An 18,812-nucleotide genomic window follows, 5' to 3' on the forward strand; every position below is an offset into this window, starting at 1 on the left:
TTGATGTGAAATTATACAATTCTAATTGTATCCGTGTAAAAATGCCCTGTCAAGGATTCACAAGTCCCGGAAGGGCATTATTGGCAAACAATAATTTTATACTCCAAAAACCGATTGCCCCTATGCTGGAACAATCGGTTTGCGGATAGACTTATTCTTTATCTAGCAACAATGCCAATTCTTCTTCCTCGTCATCCTCATCATGTCCCGCAATCACATAGTTTGCGCTTGCCAGTCCATATGAATCACGAATCTTGTTGGCGATTTCTGAACGGATATCAGGGTTCTCTTTCAGGAACTGCTTCGAGTTCTCACGTCCTTGTCCGAGTCGTTCTCCTTCATATGAATACCAAGAACCACTCTTTTGAACAACTTCAAGTTCCGCACCGAGATCGATAATTTCCCCTTCCTTGGAAATCCCTTCTCCGTACATGATATCCACTTCAGCCGTCCGGAATGGAGGTGCAACTTTGTTTTTCACGACGCGGATACGCGTTTTGTTCCCGACAATATCGTTGCCTTGTTTAATCGCTTCGCCACGTCGTACATCCAAACGCACAGAAGAATAGAATTTCAGCGCTCGCCCTCCCGGAGTCACTTCCGGGTTACCGAACATAACGCCCACTTTTTCACGGATTTGGTTGATGAATATAGCAATTGTATTGGATTTATTGATTGCCCCGGAAAGTTTGCGCAATGCTTGGGACATCAGACGTGCCTGTAATCCAACGTGCGAATCACCCATCTCCCCTTCAATCTCCGCTTTCGGTACAAGTGCAGCTACGGAGTCGACAACGATGATATCGACCGCACCACTTCTAACGAGTGCTTCGGCAATTTCAAGTGCCTGCTCCCCTGTATCCGGTTGGGAAAGAAGCAATTCATCGATATTCACCCCTAATTTTTGTGCATAAACAGGGTCAAGCGCATGTTCCGCATCGATGAATGCCGCTTGTCCTCCGGATGCTTGTACTTCTGCAATAGCATGAAGGGCAACTGTCGTTTTACCTGAACTTTCAGGTCCATAAATTTCGATGACACGTCCTCTTGGATATCCACCTACTCCAAGTGCAGCGTCAAGTGCAAGGGAACCGGTCGAAGATGTGGAAATTTCCCGATCCGTTTTTTCTCCGAGTTTCATAACGGAGCCCTTCCCGAATTGCTTTTCAATCTGTTTTAACGCCATATCTAATGCAGCTTTACGATCGCTCAAATTATTTCCTCCCTAGATGATGTTCTGTTTTCTTACTTTTCCAGACTTCAGGCGTCTAATAATCACCTGCGCTTTTCTTTCTATCTCTACTATACTTCATCATTGAGAAATATTCAATCAAAAAGCGAACGCTTATTCGTTTTATTTTCGTACTTTGAAATTGTAAGTGAGAATCGGGGAGATAATTCATTTTTAATTGAGAATAAAGCACAAATTTTAATGTTACCCTTCTTTCCCCATCAAATGTTTGACGAGATAATACAAAGCAAACCTTGCCGCACGACGGCGATTGGTATTTCTTAGTCCTGATAGGAACAGTTTAAATGTAACTGGCTCTTCTTCCTTAAAAGCAATCCCTATCCAAACTGTGCCTGCAGGTTGACCGCCGTGAGGATCCGGTCCGGCCGCTCCAGTTAAACCAACGCCGATATCTGTACCAAATTTTTGCTGAACGTTCCAAGCAAGCGAAGCGGCGCACTCTGCACTGACGACACCATATTCGTCAAGTAAAGCCTTTTCTACACCAAGCTGTTCCATTTTTGCATCCTCATTATAGACGATTACACCGCCTTGAAGGGATGCGCTAATCCCCGGTTCATCGGCTAGTTCAGCCATGAATAAACCGGCAGTTAGACTTTCCGCCGCCGCAAGCGTCCAGCCGTTGCGTAGCAGGAGCTCTGCAGCTTTCGAGGATAATGTATCTTCATCCGTTCCGAAAATATATTCCCCGACAATCGAGCGGATTTCAGTTTCTACGGGCGCAATGAGCGCCAATGCTTCTTCTTCTGTATCAGCCTTAGCTGTGATGCGTAATGTGACGGCATCTGCAGTGGCCAATGGAGCGACTGTCGGATTTGTCTGCCTTTCCAAAATGGATTGGACACGATTTTCCAGCTCCGCTTCCCCGATGCCATAAAACTTTAATACGCGAGAAATGATCACTTCTTTTTTTCCTAACGCACCAAGTAAATAAGGCATGGCTTCGTCCGTAAACATCGGTTCCATTTCGTGTGGGGGACCGGGTAGCAAAATATAATGAACGCCGTCTTTTTCAACTGCCATTCCCGGAGCCATTCCTTTCCGGTTTTGCAAAACGGTCGCCCCTTGGAAAACAAGTGCTTGTTTCTTATTATTTTCTGTCATGACCCGACCACTACGTTCAAAATATTGCTGAATATAGCGGAGCGCATCCTCATCGCTGACAAGCGTTGTGCCGATATGCTTCACGATCGTCTCTTTAGTCATATCGTCCTTTGTCGGCCCCAAGCCGCCGGTGAAGATCAGAACATCGGCCCGCTTTTGAGCAATTTCCAACACTTCATTCAAACGGGTCGGATTGTCACCAACCACAGTCTGATAGTAGACATCGATACCAATTTCCGCAAGCTTGGAAGAGATGAATTTGGCGTTCGTATTCGTAATTTGGCCGAGTAATAACTCGGAACCGACTGCAATGATTTCAGCTTTCATTATAGGATGGCCCCCTCACATCGAATCTAGCAATACACGTCTATTTTTATAAAAATAATCGACTCCTGACCAGATGGTGAAAACGAGTGCGATATACAGCATTATCTCTCCGAAAGGAATATTGAGCGATTCGAAGAAGATATTGTTGAGAAGCAGAAATACGATGGCTAATAGTTGAGCGACTGTCTTGATTTTTCCGAGTTGGTTCGCGGCTACCACTTCCCCGCCCCCTGCCAATATGAGGCGAAGGCCAGTCACTGCAAATTCTCGGCTAATGATGATGATGACGATCCAAGAAGGAGCGGTCCCCAATTCAACAAGAATAATAAGTGCAGCGGAAACAAGCAATTTATCCGCTAACGGATCCAAGAATTTCCCCATATTCGTAACCAGTCCATTTTTTCTGGCAATATAGCCATCCAACCAGTCTGTAACCGAAGCAAAAATAAATATAAGGCCGCCTATCAAATGTCCCGTCTGCAGTTCCGTACCTGCTACTGTCACACTGCCAAACCCGAAATCAACAAGCATGAAAACCATGAATACCGGTATGAGCAACACACGGGAAACGGTAATCTTATTCGGCAAATTCATATGCACATCTGTCCTTTCAAAGAAAATAGTCATCTGATGTAGATGACTATTGCTGTTTTCTGTATTCAATCACAATGTTTTGCGGATCAGTCGCCGTCGGTGGAACACCGTATTCTAGCAATTCACCATTCACATAGATTTCAGTTGACATCGGGCGCCCCACGCGAATCCTCACCTGATCGGTCGCCGTCAAGTCGTATTGGATGATATCTCCAGCATTCATAATTCGCGCAGGAGTCATCCATTCTTTTCCGGAATTATCCCGAACCCCGATCCACGACCCACCGGTTAAGCGTATTTCAAGTTGGAATTCTTCCGCTCCTGTCAGTCCATAAGTCGATGTTTCTCCACTTGCACTTTCAAAAGCGAGCGTTTGTTGAGGCACTTCCGGTTCTTCCTCTTCTTCGACTGGCTCCTCTTCTTCGTTCGGTTCTTCTATTTTCTGTCCATCCGATTGATTTTGATCACGATCTTGGGGATCCTTCTTGCTATTTTCCATCGTGATCGGCGGCTGTTCCGTTTCGACATCCGTAATCGGATTTTTAGACGCCGATTGCTGCGATAGATACCAAGCAACAACGATAATAACGATAATAAAGAGGGCAACAATAATTTTTGGCAACATCTCATTTAACTGATTATTGACTTTGAGACCCTTTTTCCGCGTCAATGTAGGTGAATTGATTTGTCCTTTTTCTTCTTCGGGTGCCGAAGTAGAAGACGTGTCCTTGTATAAAGAAAGCATTTCATCAGGATCCAGTCCGACTGCCTCCGCATATTGCTTGATGAAGGCACGCACATAGAAGGATCCAGGCATCATGCTATAATCTTCATTTTCGATACCAGACAAATATCGTTTTTGTATTTTCGTTATCGATTGTAAATCATCCAATGTAAATCCTTTTGCTGTTCTCGCCTCTTTGAGACGATCACCTAATCCGGTCACCAAAAACACCTGCCTATTAAAAGTTGAATAAGCCCGATCCCCCCATGGCCCCCCGGTCGGACATCATATGGTTTTTCTCCATCATATCATATGTAATTTCCTGATCGGGATCGGTTCGTAATTCAATAATATAATCAAAATCTTCAATGTCATATTCGGAATGCTGTACAAACATATCCGGATGCTCTACCACTTTAATAGATGGCATACGCATCATTTCCCTGACAAGTTGCATATGACGCTCATCCTCTGCCCGCCGCGTCACAATTCCATCCAAAATAAAAATATTCTGCTCCGAAAATTCATCGCCCATCAACGTATTTCGTACCGTCTGTTTAATCATCGTTGATGAAAGAAATATCCATTTCTTGCTGGCACAAACGCTTGCGGCAACCACTGATTCCGTTTTCCCGACACGCGGCATTCCACGGATACCAATCAGTTTATGACCTTCCTGTTTGAAAATTTCAGCCATGAAATCGACCAGGATTCCAAGGTCACTCCGCAGAAATCGGAATGTCTTCCGCTCATCCGCATCACGCTGGATATACCGTCCATGTCGCAATGCCAGTATATCCCGTAACTTCGGTTCGCGAATCTTCTTGACTTGAATCGTATCCATCGTAGAAGCAATCATCTCAAAACGTTCAATCTGATCGTCATTGTCGGTCCGCAAAAGCATGCCTCGATGCCCGTCGTCTACGCCATTGATCGTCACGATATTGACCCGGAGCATCCCAAGCAATGATGAAATATCTCCGAGAAGGCCGGGACGGTTCACTTGGATTTCGTATTCCAAATACCATTCACCCATCTGACACACCCCTTTGACAAAAAAATTTTACTCCATTTTGCAACAACCTCTTACTATAGGACGCACGTGAAACAACTTAGTTCTATAATAACGGATAAAACTCACGATGAAAAGAAAAAAGGAGAGATGCATTCCCTCCAGTTCAATCAATTACGCCTTGGCGTAATTGCGTCCAGATTTTGAATTGCGCTTTCTAATGGCCGGTGCCTTAGCCTGAGTTCCTCTAATCAGCAAATTTTTTTGTACTGAAAGCGAAGCGTCAGCTACAGGGAGTTCGGAATCCCTCTGATTGAAATACACTTTGGCATTCATCCCGCCACTTATAGAAGTGTGGGACTTCTGCCGAAGCAAGTTAAATATACCAGCCGCCGTTCAATTTCAAAATCTCACCTGTCATATAATCCGCCCTGCCACTCAGAAGGAAATTGACAGCCTCCGAAACATCTTCCGTCTTTCCTGTCGTCATGAGTGGAATTTCGTCTATGACCAGTTGACGTTCTTCAGCTGGAATATTATCGTTCATACGGGTTTCAATCCATCCTGGCGCAATCGCATTAACGCGGATACCTGAAAAAGCGGCCTCTTTCGCATAAGCTTTGACAAATGCATGCTGGGCCCCTTTCACTGCGGAATACATCACTTCCCCCGCAGCCCCTGTATTCCCCCAAATGGAACCAATCAGGACCACATACGATTTTTCAAATCGGCGTAGCTGGGATGACACAAGCCCGATGAAGCGTGCAGGGTTTTGCATATGGACTTTCCACAGTACTTCCATATCCTCTGCAGTCGTGTCCGTCAACAACTTATACATCGACTGGCCATTTGCAACAACAACAGCACCAACATGACGAACTTGTTGCACAAGTATTTCTGCGCCATCTCCCTTATGAAAATCGGCTTGAACCGTCCTAAATTCCAATTCAGGATACCGTTCGGATAATTCGGATTGCAACATCAACACGCTGTTTTGGTTTCCGTTGTAATGCAAATAGAGCGGCCATCCTGATGCGGCCAGGGTTCGGCAAATCGCCTTACCGATATCCCCAGACGCACCGAGTACGACACAAAAACGCAGCTTTGTCATTGTGTAGGTTCTGCCGGAACGATGGAATAGACTGTATAGCCGCTTTCATCTACAAAGGTTGCAAACGCATCTTGCAAATTTTGAACGGTCAATTTTTCTAGCGTAGGAACAACGTCAAACAAGTTCATTTTATTGAACGCATAGCGCGTGAACTGATTTGCTATAAACTCAGGGGAATTCAACGAACGCATAAATTGCCCGATTTTCTTCTTGCGCATCCGATCCAGTTCAACATCTGTAATCGACCAGTTTTCCACTGCTTCACGGATCGTTTTACGGATTTCAGCCTCCAATGCTTCAGGTTGCTCCGTATCTGATCCGATCATCGCAAAACCAAAACCTTTTTCCATTGTGAAATCATACGAGAAGGATTCGTCAATCAGTCCTTCCTTGTATGTCTTTGTGTAGAAATCAGATGATCTGCCAAATAGAATATCGAGCACTAACCCAGATGATAATTCTTGAATGAGCATTTCTTCTCCTTCAATGTCGGTCTTTGTGCACTTCATGCCGATATTCAATTTCGGTTTCGACACATCCATCGCAAGCGACCGTTCCGCTATTGCAACCGTCTCTTTTTCATCAGGGAATTTGCGGATGATTTCCGCCGGCTCTTTGAATTTTTTAGTGTCCTGATTTTTTTTGATAAAGTCCATCATCTCGTCCGGATCCACCGCACCGACGACAAACAAAGCCATATTGGATGGGTGGTAGAAAGTTTCATAACACTCATACAAATGTTCAGCGGTAATATCTTGAATCGACTCGACCGTGCCCGCAATATCAATTTTCACGGGATGTTCATGATATAAGTTCTCAATTGTGCCGAAATACAGTCGCCAATCCGGCTGATCATCATACATCGTAATTTCTTGCGCGATGATCCCTTTTTCCTTATCTACCGTCTTTTCTGTAAAATAAGGTTCCTGTACGAAATTGAGAAGAATCTCTGTATTTTCATACAGCTTATCTGTTGCAGAGAACAAATAGGCTGTTCTAGTGAATGAAGTGAACGCATTTGCGGATGCACCATGCACACTAAATTTCTGGAAAACATCCCCGTCTTCTTTTTCAAATAATTTATGCTCCAAGAAATGTGCAATCCCATCTGGAACCGTCAATTCTTCTTCACTTCCACGCGGAACGAAAGTCCGGTCGATAGATCCATAATTGGTTGTGAACGTGACAAAAGTTTTGGAATAGCCACGCTTCGGTAAAATATACACATTTAAACCGTTAGCTAATGTTTCTTTATAAAGTGTTTCTTGTAAATGATCGAACTGAATTTTTTCCATCTTACACAGCCTCCTTGCCAGATAACAAATAGACGATTTCCAGTGAGATTTCGGTAGCCATCTTCTGGACATCCTCTTTCGTTACAGACTCCCAGACAGCGATCATTTTTTCTGCTGTGAACTGTTCATCCAATTCTTTAAATTGATCGAACACTTCAATCTGTCCTCTTGCAGAGTCGAATGCACTCTTGATGCCATTGCCTAGCAAGGCTTTCGTCTGCTCCATCTCAAGGTCTGTAATATTCCCCTGCTGCATTGCCTGCAATTGTTCCTTAATCAGGTCGACCGCTTTTTCTTCAAGCTCGGCATCAATGCCGGCCATCACATAAAGAAGCCCGTAATGGGAGGCATATGAGCTGGAGGCATAGTAGGCCATGCTTTCCTTTTCCCGCACATTCATAAACAGCTTACTATGTGCAAACCCACCGAATACACCATTCGTAATTTGCATTTTCGGATAATCAGGATGATGAAAGCTCACAGGTGTACTAAAACCGAGATGCAATTTCCCTTGTTTCATCTCTTGTTTTTCGCGGACTCGGCGAACATCATCCGTTTGTCTTGCTCCAGCTTGCTGTAACAGCTTCCGCTCCATTGCTGGACGACTTTGGAATGGGAAATGTGTACGGATTTTTTCCGTCATCTCTTGCTCATCGACATCGCCGACGACATAGATGGCAACTTCATCTTCATGCACCATGCTTTCATACGCATTCAGCAAGTCGCCTGTCGTCATCGCATCGACGACCTTTTCCGTTCCGTACGATGAGGCAGATGCTGCGCTATCTGGGCGTAATAATTCCAACATTCGCTTTTGTGCGTACCTGGTCTTATCGTCGTACAGTGATCGGAGCCGCTCGATGACAGAGCGTTTTTCACGATTGACAATCGTTTCATCAAACTGTCCATCCACCAAGTTCGGTTCAAATATAGTGGTCTGGATCAAACCGAGCACTTCATCCAAGACGCCGCCTTCGGACAAGTATTCATCATTCACGCATTCTGCATAAAGGGAAACAAGATGGGTTTCACCCCGTTTGGAAGCATCTGTGTATAGCACAGTGCCATACATTTCGTCCAACGTATTTCGCAATGCAGTCTGTGTCCGATAACGTCCATTAGAATCTTGCAAGACATTGGCCAAAACCGCACGATGAGCAGCTTTCGTCTCATCCAATGCCGTTTTCCATTTCACGGAGAAATTCACTGTTTTAAATTGTTCAGTCTTACGAATATATAATGTAACGCCCTCTTGCAGTACTATTTTTTTAAACATATAAACACCTCTGTTTTCGTTAATATGCGGAATCCTCACTTCACTATACATTCCGTTTGTTGAAATATGCAAATAAACAGAAGGAAGTCATGCACATTTCCCGGGAAATTTAACTTGGTTCAGCAAATCCTTTTGTACTGAAGGCAAAGCGTCAGCTACAGAAGTCCTCCACTTCCATAAGTGGCAGGATGAATGCCAGAAAGCATTTCAATCAGAGGGAGTCCAAACTCCCTGCTGATTAGAGGAACTCAAGCTAAGGCCGCCGCGTCCAAAAAGTGCCTTAATTTCTGCAAAAACACAGAAATACGGCCATTCAAACCCTTCGCTGTTTGATTGGCAACGCCTGAGTGACCAACATCCTGTTGGTCCAGGCCTCCGGCGGATGTCACAGATTTTGAATTGCGCAATCACGCCGAGGCGTGATTGATTCAAAGTTCTTAAAAAGCTGCCCAGCGTCCAACTACGTAGACATACAAGGCAGCTATCTTTCTTACCGATTCCCTTTAATATATGGCTGACCGCTAGCTTTTGGTGCAGTCGCCCTGCCAATAAATCCTGCCAATGCAAGAATCGTTAGTACATATGGCAAGATATAGAGATAGACGGTCGGGACTTTGTCGAGTAAAGGGATACCCGAAGCACTAATCGCAAGTGCCTGTGCAAATCCGAAGAATAACGCAGCCCCCATCGCCCCAATCGGATGCCATTTCCCGAAAATCATCGCAGCCAGCGCCATGAACCCTTGTCCATTGATGGTCGCGTGACCGAAATCATTCGTCATCGTCTGCGAATAAATTGCACCACCGATTCCCGCAAGTCCACCTGAAATGATGACCCCAATGTAGCGGATTTTTGCGACGTTGATCCCCATTGTATCTGCAGCCATCGGATGTTCCCCGACAGAACGGAGACGAAGACCGAACGGTGTTTTATAAATGATAAACCAAGCAAGAATTGCAACACCGATCGCCAGTAGCGAAGAACCGTAGATTCCTTTAAATAGTAATGGACCGATAAACGGAATTTCATGCAGTATTGGAACGTTGAAGCGCGGGATGCTCTGTTGGATAAAATCCGTTTGCCCTTTGCCATAAATCAATTTCACCGTAAACAAGGCAATGGCAATCCCTAACATATTGATGGCTACACCCGATACGGTTTGGTCCGCACGAAATGTAATGGATGCGACCGCGTGCATAATCGAGAATATTGCGGAAACAACCATCGCCATAAGTAAAGCGAGCCATGGCGTCCAAGGACCGAATGTATCTGCATAGAAAAGATTAAACAAAATACCGACGAAAGCACCCATGACCATGAGCCCTTCCAAACCAATATTGACGACACCTGATCGTTCAGAAAACACGCCGCCGATTGCCGTGAAAATGAGAGGTGCGGCATAAGCGATTGAAATCGGAACGATGAAATAAAGCACTTCAAGAAAACTCATATCACTTTGCCTCCTTTTTCTTAGACAGCCGGCTCAAAATTACGCGAATAATATAACCCGATGCTACAAAGAAAATGATGAGTGCAATTACAATGGAAACAATTTCAACCGGAACTCCCGCCGCATTCGGCATATTCCCTGCGCCGTACTTGAGTGATCCGAATAATGATGCGCCAAAAATGACGCCAAGCGGTGTATTGGCACCTAATAATGCAACCGCAATACCATCGAAACCAATCCCTGTAAAACCACCACGGGATGCCATATAGCCGAATGTTCCGAGCGCTTCCATCGCTCCTCCAAGACCGGCAAAGACGCCCGAAATGACCATCGAGAGTACAATATTCTTACTGACATTCATCCCGGCATATTGAGATGCATGGGCGTTAAAACCGACCGATTTCAGCTCGTAACCCGTTTTCGTTTTTTCCAAGATAAACCACATGACAACCACCATCGCAAGCGCGACAAGAATTCCGTAGTGAAGGGTTGAAAAATCGGTTAAATTCGATAAGAATTCGGATCGTAACGAAGCCGTTTTATGGATCGTTGCTGTTTTATAACCTCCATCTGAAACGGCTTTGATCAACGCATTGACCACATGGAGCGCTATGTAGTTCATCATGATCGTTACAATTACTTCATGGACGTGCAACTTTGCTTTCAAAATGCCCGGGATGAATCCCCAAATAGCACCGGCAGCTGCTGCTGCGAGCAATGCGAGCGGTAAGTGAATGATTTTCGGCAGTTCGACGGCCATTCCCACGTAAGCCGCTGCGAACCAGCCGACGATCAGTTGCCCTTCCACCCCGATATTGAACAATCCCGTACGGAACGCAAAGGCCACCGCAAGGCCTGCTAAAATATAGGGACTGATTTGCCGAATCGTTTCTCCAAGCGCATAAGCATCCCCAAAAATACCTTCCCATAAAGCGATATAGCCTTGAATCGGATCATAGCCGCTCAATAACATAACAATAGCTCCAACGAGCAAACCAAGAAAAATGGAAATGATAGGTACAAGGAGATTGACAACTCTATTTGACATCGCGATCATCTCCTTCTTTCAGTACTACTTTGTCCCCGTCTGTAGCTAATTCTTCTTTCGAATGTCCGGCCATCAGCAAGCCGAGTTCCTGTTCGGACGTTTCCGTAGGAATGACCGTATCTACAATTTTGCCATCATAGATAACTGCGATTTGGTCGGAGACGTTCATCACCTCATCCAGCTCGAAGGAAATGAGTAAAACTGCTTTCCCGTTATCCCGCTGTTCAATCAATCTTTTGTGGATAAATTCAATCGCGCCAACGTCAAGTCCACGTGTTGGCAATGCGGCGATCAGGAGATCCGGATTCCGTTCCACTTCACGTCCGATAATGAGCTTTTGCTGATTTCCACCGGAAAGCGCTCTTGCCCGTTCATGCTCACCTTGCGTCCTGACATCGTATGCTTCAATAATCTCTTTCGCTTTTTCTGACACCGCTTTGTATTGCATAATTCCATTTTTGGATAAAGGCTCATGATAATACGATTGCAAAGCCGCATTATAGCCGACGGAAAAGTCTAATACTAAACCATGCTTATGACGGTCTTGTGGAATATGACCTACGCCTGTTTCCGTAATTTCCCGTGGTCTTTTGCCAGTAACATCTTTTGAATTGATAGTGATTTTTCCACTTTTCACTTTACGGAGACCTGTAATCGCCTCGATCAGTTCGGACTGCCCGTTGCCGTCAATTCCGGCTATCCCGACAATCTCCCCCCTGCGAACAGAAAGGTTCAAGCCCTTCACTTTTTCAACACCCCGATAATCTTCGATAACGAGGTTCTCAATATGTAACACTTCTTCCCCCGGACTGGACGGGCCTTTTTCCGTCTTAAATGTCACCTGACGTCCGACCATCAATTCCGCCAATTGTTCCGGATCAGATTCAGCGGTGATGACCGTTCCAATCCCTTTCCCTTTTCGAATGACAGTCACACGATCCGACACATCCATAATTTCTTGAAGCTTATGCGTAATAATGATAATCGACTTATTTTCTTCGATCAGCTTTTTCATAATCGTTATCAATTCATCAATTTCCTGCGGTGTCAGAGAAGCGGTCGGCTCGTCAAAAATCAAAATTTCCGCGCCTCGGTAAAGAGTTTTCAAAATTTCCACACGCTGTTGCATCCCGACTGAAATATCTTCAATTTTGGCATTGGGATCCACATCCAGACCATATAGTTTGGAAATTTCCGCGACCTTTTTGGCTGCATCTTTTATGTTAATTACACCCATTTTTTTCGGTTCATTGCCCAATATGATATTTTCAGTAACGGTCAAATTTTCAACGAGCATGAAATGTTGGTGGACCATTCCGATTCCAAGATCATTCGCGATGTTCGGATTTGTAATGTTGACTTGTTGACCGCGTACGCGGATTTCTCCGCCTTCCGGTTGATACAATCCGAAAAGGACATTCATCAACGTCGATTTTCCTGCTCCATTTTCACCTAATAGCGCATGAATTTCTCCCTTTTTTAACTGGAGAGTAATATTATCGTTCGCAACGAAATTCCCGAACTCTTTGCGTATATTCAGCATTTCTATGACATATTCCATTAGGTTCACTTCCTCCCAATTGGGTATTATAAATCAATTACGCCTCGGCGTAATTGCGTCCAGATTTTGAATTGAGCAAAGCTCAATTGACTCCTTTCAAAATCTGTGACATCTGCCGGAGGCTTTTATCTTCGTTCAGCGGGCATTTGAACACACGTTGAACAGGAACACAAAACCACATTCATCTCGCACCCGTAGGGGTGGAAGTCTTCCGCTGAATGAAGATAAATTAATGCAAGAAAAGATTCCATACATAACGTGGAAACTTTTCGTCCATTAATTTCAATCGATGATCCTTTCTTTTCATAAATCGATGAAGGCCGGATTGAACCGGCCCTCATCATTGTTCACTTGTATGGTCATTTCGCCGGAATTTCTGGCACTTCAATTTCACCCGCTGCGATTTTCTTTGCATACTCATCGATCTGAGCAAGAACATCTTCCGGAATGGCTCCGCGTGAATCTGCTAGTGCGATTCCATTATCCGCAAGACCATATGTGATTGTTTCTCCGCCCGGGAATTGTCCATCACGTGCTAGTTCAGCAACATTTTTCACAGCTACGTCTACACGTTTAAGCATGGAAGTAAGCGTAATATTGTCATCACCGACTTGTCCTTCATCATACTGGTCAGCATCTACACCAATCACCCAAACGTATGCATCTTTATCGGCAGTTTTACGTTCTTTCGCTTCAGAAAATACACCATTCCCTGTTGCACCGGCCGCATGAAAGATGATATCCACACCCGAAGAGTACATGCGGTTCGCTTGCGCTTTACCGAGTTCCGCTTTATCGAATGCACCCGTATATTGTACGTCTACTGTAATATCAGGATTTACTGCTGCGACCCCTTCTACAAATCCTGCATGAAAACGTTCAATAACCGGGATTTCCATTCCACCAACAAAACCGACTTTATTTGATTTTGTCATGAGAGCAGCCGCAACACCTGCAAGATAGGAACCTTCGTGCTCCTTGAACATGATGCTGGCTACATTTTGGCGATCTGAAATTTCATCCACCAGACCGAACATCTTGTCCGGATGCTGATCCGCAACTGTTTCAATTGCATCTTTCAATAGATAACCGATTCCATAGACTAAATCAAAATCACGTCGGACCAGTCGATTCAAGTTCGGTTCATAATCGGCATCGCTTTTGGATTCCAAGTAGTCAAAACCACCATCGCCTTTTTCAATGTTGTTTTCTGCACCGTATTCTTGAATCCCTGCCCAAGCCGATTGGTTGAACGATTTGTCATCCACCCCGCCCGTATCCGTGATCATAGCGATTGAAAATTGTTCATCACCAGATCCCTCAGTAGAGCCTGTACCTTCGTTGTCTTTCGCATTATCTGTTCCCGTTCCGCAAGCACTTAGTAACGTGCCGGCAGCAAGAAGCATAGACATCGCCAGACCAAATTTACGTTTACTCATTGTGGAACCTCCCCCAGTTTTTTTATATTAGTAGGACGTGTGAACGTCTCATACCCCTATTCAATCGCTATGAAAGCCGAGTTCGTATTTTCTCTAATTTGCCATATCCCCGTTTGGGTATGTAATCAGCCACAAAGGAATAACCAGTAAAATCATTTCTCTATAGCCGGATAGATTTATGAAGTTGTGATATGTATGATTGCTTTTAAAGAGAGCGTTTTCTAATTTGGAAACGATGGAGACAGAACAATGCCTGTCTCCACATCTTTATTATTTTTTTGTCGGAAATTCAGGGACTTCGATTTCACCTGCTGCGATTTTTTGCTTAAATTCGTCCAGTTTTGTAAGGACATCTTCCGGAATAGCTCCGCGTGAATCCGTAAGCGCCATCCCCTCTTCGGCTAGACCGTATGTTTTCACTTTCCCGCCTGGGAATTCTCCGTCACGGGCAAGTTCTGCAACGTCTTTAACGGCTACGTCTACACGCTTCAGCAAAGAAGTCATAGTGACGTTCTGGTCGCCGACTTGTCCTTCATCATACTGGTCAGAATCGACGCCGATGACCCAGACGTCTGCATCCTTATTAGCGGATTTACGTTCTTTCGCTTCTGAAAATACACCATTGCCCGTTGCGCCTGCGGCATGGAAAATAATATCTACACCCGAGGTATACATACGGTTCGCTTGCGCTTTACCAAGTTCCGCTTTATCGAATGCACCGGTATACTGTACATCAACTGTAATATCAGGGTTCACTGCTTCAACCCCTGCTACAAAGCCTGCATGGAAGCGTTCAATAACTGGGATCTCCATTCCACCGATAAACCCGACCTTATCCGTCTTCGTCATAAGTGCAGCTGTCGCTCCTGCAAGGAATGCACCTTCCTGCTCTTTGAACATAATGCTGACAACATTCGGACGATCAGCGATTTCATCGACAAGGCCGAACATTTTCTCCGGATGTTGATCCGCAATTGTTTCCATCGCATCTTTCAATAGATAGCCGATTCCGTATACTAAATCAAAATCGCGACGGACCAATCTGTTCAAGTTTGGTTCGAATTCCGCATCACTTTTAGACTCCAAGTAGTCGAAACCGCCATCGCCTTTTTCAAGGTTGTTTTCATTTCCAAAATCTTGAATCCCTTTCCATGCGGATTGGTTGAATGATTTATCATCCACACCGTTGACATCCGTAATCATTGCAATGGAGAAGTGATCTTCTTTAGATCCCGCCTTCTCGTTGTTTTTTTCTTTGACTGATCCACATGCACCAAGGATTGTACCCGCTGCAAGGACGAGTGACATTGCAAGTCCAAATTTGCGTTTGTTCACTGTTGGAACCTCCATTTTTTACATTTTTAGTAGAACGCGTTAACTTCTTATACCCGTTTACGTACAACATGAAAACTGAATTTATCAGCCCTGAAATAGTTTTTTGAGTAGAGGACCATCTCGCCTTCCTCACTGTAATGATGCTGCAGGAGGACAAGGAGCGGTACATCGACTCCACATCGTAGAATCGAGGAGGCTTCATCATCATAGCCTAGCGGTTCGATATGTGCCACAGCTTGTGTAATACGAAGGGTCCCATTTTTTTCAATCGCATCAAAAATGGACTCGTTCATAAGCGTTGCCGTGCCCGACGGAAGATGCTTTGCAAGGACATGATCGATACAGTAGACAACCGGTTCATCATCTGCAGTTCGAACCCTTTTGATCGTCACAAGTCGGTCTTCTTCGCTACAATTGAACTTGGCGATATCCTCATCGCAAGCTTCCGTTTCGGAAACCTCCATGAAAATCGTCCCAGGCTCCATGCCTGCGTCCCGAATCATGGAAGAAACACTGGACAATTGTTCAATGCCGGAAGAAAACAATGGTCTCGAATTGACAAATGTACCGACACCATGTTTTCGTACGATGACCTTCTCCTCTTCCAGTACACGAAGCGCTTCACGCAGTGTAGCACGGCTGACGCCTAAGGAACGGGCAAGTTCGTATTCAGATGGGAAACGCTCGTTTTCTTTGAATACCCCTGATTCTATATCTTTCTTTAAACGTTCGATTACCTGTACGTACAGATGCCTATGGTCCGCCTTTACCATCATACCATCCCCCTCAACGAGGTCAGACCTCTGATGTTAAACGTCACTACTAAACAACCATACTATATCACTTTCGTCATACAAATTAAACTAGTCTTTTCAAATTTCTTTTGAAAATTCCTCGACTTCAGGCAAGAAAGGCACTTAGTAATAATTTCCTTCATCTTTGCTGATCAGCACTTGGCGTGGCTTGCTTCCTTCTGGTGGTCCGACGACTCCGCGCATTTCCATCTGATCGACGATGCGGGCTGCTCTCGAGTATCCGATTCGGAATCGGCGTTGTAACATTGAAACAGACGCTGTTTGCATATCGACGACCAGTTGGACGGCTTCATCATAAAGGTCATCTGTTTCCTCATGCGGTTCCACTATCTCCACTTCAGTTGGAATCATCTCTTCTTGATACTGTGCTTTTTGTTGTTCAATGACAAAATCGACAATCGCTTCCACTTCACTGTCGGAGACAAAAGCTCCCTGAATCCTGACCGGCTTCGACACGCCAGCTGGAAGAAATAGCATATCGCCTCTGCCCAGTAGTTTTTCGGCACCGCCGCTATCCAAAATCGTTCTAGAATCGATTGCCGAGGAAACCGCGAACGCAATCCTGGATGGAATGTTCGCTTTAATGATCCCCGTGATGACATCCACACTCGGTCGCTGCGTTGCGATGATTAGATGAATCCCGGCAGCACGCGCCATCTGAGCAAGTCTTGTGATGGAATCCTCTACTTCGCTGGAAGCCACCATCATGAGGTCCGCTAACTCATCGACAATGACAACAATATAGGGCATGCGTGGATGCTTTTCATCATTTTCGTTATTCCACACATCGATATGTTCATTATACCCTTCAATATTTCTTGTACCCGTATGTGAAAATAATTCATAACGCCTTTCCATTTCAGAGACAACTTTTTGCAGCGCTTGAGATGCTTTCCGCGGGTCAGTTACAACCGGGGCAAGAAGATGAGGCACGCCGTTATATACATTCAACTCCACCATTTTCGGGTCGATCATCATCATTTTCACTTCGTGGGGTTTCGCTCGCATTAAAATACTGACGATAATGCCATTGATGCAAACACTTTTCCCACTGCCCGTTGAGCCAGCAATGAGCATATGGGGCATTTTGTTCAACTCTGCAAGCATTGCCTTTCCAGTAACGTCGCGCCCTAATGAGATCATCAGCTTGGAATCCGGGCGACTGTTCTCATTCGATTCGATGACTTCGCGCAGGCTAACGACTGCGATGGAGCTGTTTGGAACTTCTATGCCGACCGCCGATTTACCAGGAATGGGCGCTTCGATCCGAATGCCACTTGCTGCCAAAGCAAGTGCAATATCATCGGCAAGCCCGACAATCCGGCTCACTTTGACACCTGTATCCGGCAACACTTCATATTTAGTCACAGCCGGTCCTAGATGCACTTCTGTCACTTTCGCCTTAACACCGAAGCTGAGAAATGTCCGTTCCAACTTTTGTGCATTTGCCTGGATGGAATCAAATTCCCCCGACTGGTCATTCAAAGGCGTCTGTTTCAATAGAGAAGCGGGCGGAAGGACATATGACTCATTCTCCTCTTCTCCCGTAACACCTGTGTAGGATGTCGCTTCATCCAACACTTCCGGTTGTTCAGCGGTATCGGCATCAGGTTGCTCCTGATTTTGTTCTTTCACAATTGCCGTCTGTTCATCTAGTACCGGTTTTTCAATTCTTTCGCTAAATGCAGAAATGATTGGCTGTGACACAACTTCCTCTGCACTTGGCTCAAGAGGCACTTGATTTTCTTCTGTTTCAATCGGTACCTGTTTCTTCTTATTCTTCGACCGAGAAGCTCTTGTACGCGCAGCCGTTGTCGACTTTTTCGGTTCTGTGGTCATAAATAAGCCTTTCATACGCTTCCAATATTGCGGGAAATGCTCGACAACATACGGCACAAGCGCTTTTCCAGTCAACAAGATGAAGCCGATGAGGAACAACAGTACACCAGCGACCATCGCTCCTGCTGAATCGAGCAACGAATGGAACATCGCGAACAGAACAGCTCCTGCCATCCCACCTCCAAGCGCTCCGCTCCTTGAAGTGATCCCATCATTCGTAATGAGAATCTTCCATGTTTCCTTTAATGCAGAATTCGACATGAGGACTCTACTTTCATATAACTCCTTAAACAAATAAATGTGACTGAATAACACGAAGCTCGCCAGTATGAATAAACAACCGCTGACCACACGGTTTTTCCAACCGCCCATCGTCCGTTTGATCATGAACATGAGAGCCTGAATGATAAGGAGCAGCGGAATCGCACTATGCCAATTTCCAAGGATGAATCGGGATAAGGATGACAGGCTCCTGCCGACAATCCCGAATTCAAATATCAGTATAATTGCTAGACCGATCATTGCTAAACCGATCACTTCATATAACAAAGGATTTAATCCTGTCGGCTTTTTACTTTGGGCGGCTGTCTTCTTTTTCTTTTTCTTTTTCTTCGATTTGTTAGCCATGTT

General features: G+C 45.0%; 15 protein-coding genes. All 15 read right to left on the minus strand.

Annotated elements, in window-relative coordinates:
- Positions 1–151: 151 nt before the first annotated feature.
- The 15 genes from recA to ACFPRA_RS05725 all read right to left on the minus strand — a co-directional run bounded on the left by recA (position 152) and on the right by ACFPRA_RS05725 (position 18,809).
- Positions 152–1,213, minus strand: a complete 1,062-nt coding sequence (gene recA, locus ACFPRA_RS05655; protein WP_381431595.1) for a recombinase RecA — start codon at positions 1,211–1,213, stop codon at positions 152–154.
- 222 nt (positions 1,214–1,435) lie between these two features.
- Entirely contained in the window at positions 1,436–2,683 is a 1,248-nt protein-coding gene (locus ACFPRA_RS05660; protein WP_381431596.1) for a competence/damage-inducible protein A, read from the minus strand.
- Between the two features lie 15 nt (positions 2,684–2,698).
- Positions 2,699–3,277, minus strand: coding sequence for a CDP-diacylglycerol--glycerol-3-phosphate 3-phosphatidyltransferase (gene pgsA / locus ACFPRA_RS05665; protein WP_381431598.1), 579 nt, complete (start codon positions 3,275–3,277; stop codon positions 2,699–2,701).
- Between the two features lie 46 nt (positions 3,278–3,323).
- Positions 3,324–4,223 carry a helix-turn-helix domain-containing protein gene (locus ACFPRA_RS05670; RefSeq protein WP_381431600.1) on the minus strand — a complete coding sequence of 300 codons (900 nt, stop codon included), beginning with the start codon at positions 4,221–4,223 and terminating at the stop codon, positions 3,324–3,326.
- Positions 4,224–4,239: 16 nt separating this feature from the next.
- Complete coding sequence (locus ACFPRA_RS05675; protein ID WP_381431602.1) at positions 4,240–5,037, minus strand: DUF3388 domain-containing protein; 798 nt, start codon at positions 5,035–5,037, stop codon at positions 4,240–4,242.
- A gap of 352 nt (positions 5,038–5,389) precedes the next feature.
- A complete protein-coding gene (gene ymfI, locus ACFPRA_RS05680) occupies positions 5,390–6,124 on the minus strand; it encodes an elongation factor P 5-aminopentanone reductase (RefSeq protein ID WP_381431604.1) in 735 nt (244 codons plus the stop codon).
- Positions 6,121–7,419, minus strand: a complete 1,299-nt coding sequence (gene yfmH, locus ACFPRA_RS05685) for an EF-P 5-aminopentanol modification-associated protein YfmH (protein ID WP_381431606.1) — start codon at positions 7,417–7,419, stop codon at positions 6,121–6,123. Before yfmH ends, ymfI begins: the two co-directional genes overlap by 4 nt.
- A gap of 1 nt (position 7,420) precedes the next feature.
- Positions 7,421–8,695, minus strand: a complete 1,275-nt coding sequence (gene yfmF / locus ACFPRA_RS05690) for an EF-P 5-aminopentanol modification-associated protein YfmF (protein WP_381431608.1) — start codon at positions 8,693–8,695, stop codon at positions 7,421–7,423.
- 490 nt (positions 8,696–9,185) lie between these two features.
- Positions 9,186–10,145: an ABC transporter permease gene (locus ACFPRA_RS05695; RefSeq protein WP_381431610.1), complete on the minus strand. Its 960-nt coding sequence runs from the start codon at positions 10,143–10,145 to the stop codon at positions 9,186–9,188.
- A gap of 1 nt (position 10,146) precedes the next feature.
- Positions 10,147–11,193 (minus strand): ABC transporter permease, encoded by a 1,047-nt coding sequence (locus ACFPRA_RS05700; RefSeq protein ID WP_381431612.1) that lies wholly within the window; start codon positions 11,191–11,193, stop codon positions 10,147–10,149.
- Positions 11,183–12,754: an ABC transporter ATP-binding protein gene (locus ACFPRA_RS05705; RefSeq protein WP_381431614.1), complete on the minus strand. Its 1,572-nt coding sequence runs from the start codon at positions 12,752–12,754 to the stop codon at positions 11,183–11,185. Before ACFPRA_RS05705 ends, ACFPRA_RS05700 begins: the two co-directional genes overlap by 11 nt.
- Before the next feature lie 359 nt (positions 12,755–13,113).
- Positions 13,114–14,193, minus strand: coding sequence for a BMP family lipoprotein (locus ACFPRA_RS05710; protein WP_381431616.1), 1,080 nt, complete (start codon positions 14,191–14,193; stop codon positions 13,114–13,116).
- A gap of 270 nt (positions 14,194–14,463) precedes the next feature.
- The gene (locus ACFPRA_RS05715) at positions 14,464–15,528 is read right to left on the minus strand and encodes a BMP family lipoprotein (protein ID WP_381431618.1); all 1,065 of its coding nucleotides are present in this window, start codon (positions 15,526–15,528) and stop codon (positions 14,464–14,466) included.
- 47 nt (positions 15,529–15,575) lie between these two features.
- Entirely contained in the window at positions 15,576–16,304 is a 729-nt protein-coding gene (locus ACFPRA_RS05720; protein WP_381431619.1) for a GntR family transcriptional regulator, read from the minus strand.
- Positions 16,305–16,445: 141 nt separating this feature from the next.
- Positions 16,446–18,809, minus strand: a complete 2,364-nt coding sequence (locus tag ACFPRA_RS05725) for a DNA translocase FtsK (RefSeq protein ID WP_381431621.1) — start codon at positions 18,807–18,809, stop codon at positions 16,446–16,448.
- Positions 18,810–18,812 lie beyond the last annotated feature (3 nt).

Origin of the sequence: Sporosarcina soli (assembly GCF_042655805.1) — a bacterium.
Taxonomy (GTDB): Bacteria; Bacillota; Bacilli; order Bacillales_A; family Planococcaceae; genus Sporosarcina; species Sporosarcina soli.

Coding starts and splice junctions, on each gene's coding strand:
- yfmH (WP_381431606.1), bottom strand. CDS start 7,419: ATGGAAAAAATTCAGTTCGATCATTTACAAGAAACACTTTATAAAGAA.
- pgsA (WP_381431598.1), bottom strand. CDS start 3,277: ATGAATTTGCCGAATAAGATTACCGTTTCCCGTGTGTTGCTCATACCG.
- ACFPRA_RS05720 (WP_381431619.1), bottom strand. CDS start 16,304: ATGATGGTAAAGGCGGACCATAGGCATCTGTACGTACAGGTAATCGAA.
- ymfI (WP_381431604.1), bottom strand. CDS start 6,124: ATGACAAAGCTGCGTTTTTGTGTCGTACTCGGTGCGTCTGGGGATATC.
- ACFPRA_RS05705 (WP_381431614.1), bottom strand. CDS start 12,754: ATGGAATATGTCATAGAAATGCTGAATATACGCAAAGAGTTCGGGAAT.
- yfmF (WP_381431608.1), bottom strand. CDS start 8,695: ATGTTTAAAAAAATAGTACTGCAAGAGGGCGTTACATTATATATTCGT.
- ACFPRA_RS05700 (WP_381431612.1), bottom strand. CDS start 11,193: ATGTCAAATAGAGTTGTCAATCTCCTTGTACCTATCATTTCCATTTTT.
- ACFPRA_RS05675 (WP_381431602.1), bottom strand. CDS start 5,037: ATGGGTGAATGGTATTTGGAATACGAAATCCAAGTGAACCGTCCCGGC.
- ACFPRA_RS05695 (WP_381431610.1), bottom strand. CDS start 10,145: ATGAGTTTTCTTGAAGTGCTTTATTTCATCGTTCCGATTTCAATCGCT.
- ACFPRA_RS05725 (WP_381431621.1), bottom strand. CDS start 18,809: ATGGCTAACAAATCGAAGAAAAAGAAAAAGAAAAAGAAGACAGCCGCC.
- ACFPRA_RS05660 (WP_381431596.1), bottom strand. CDS start 2,683: ATGAAAGCTGAAATCATTGCAGTCGGTTCCGAGTTATTACTCGGCCAA.
- ACFPRA_RS05710 (WP_381431616.1), bottom strand. CDS start 14,193: ATGAGTAAACGTAAATTTGGTCTGGCGATGTCTATGCTTCTTGCTGCC.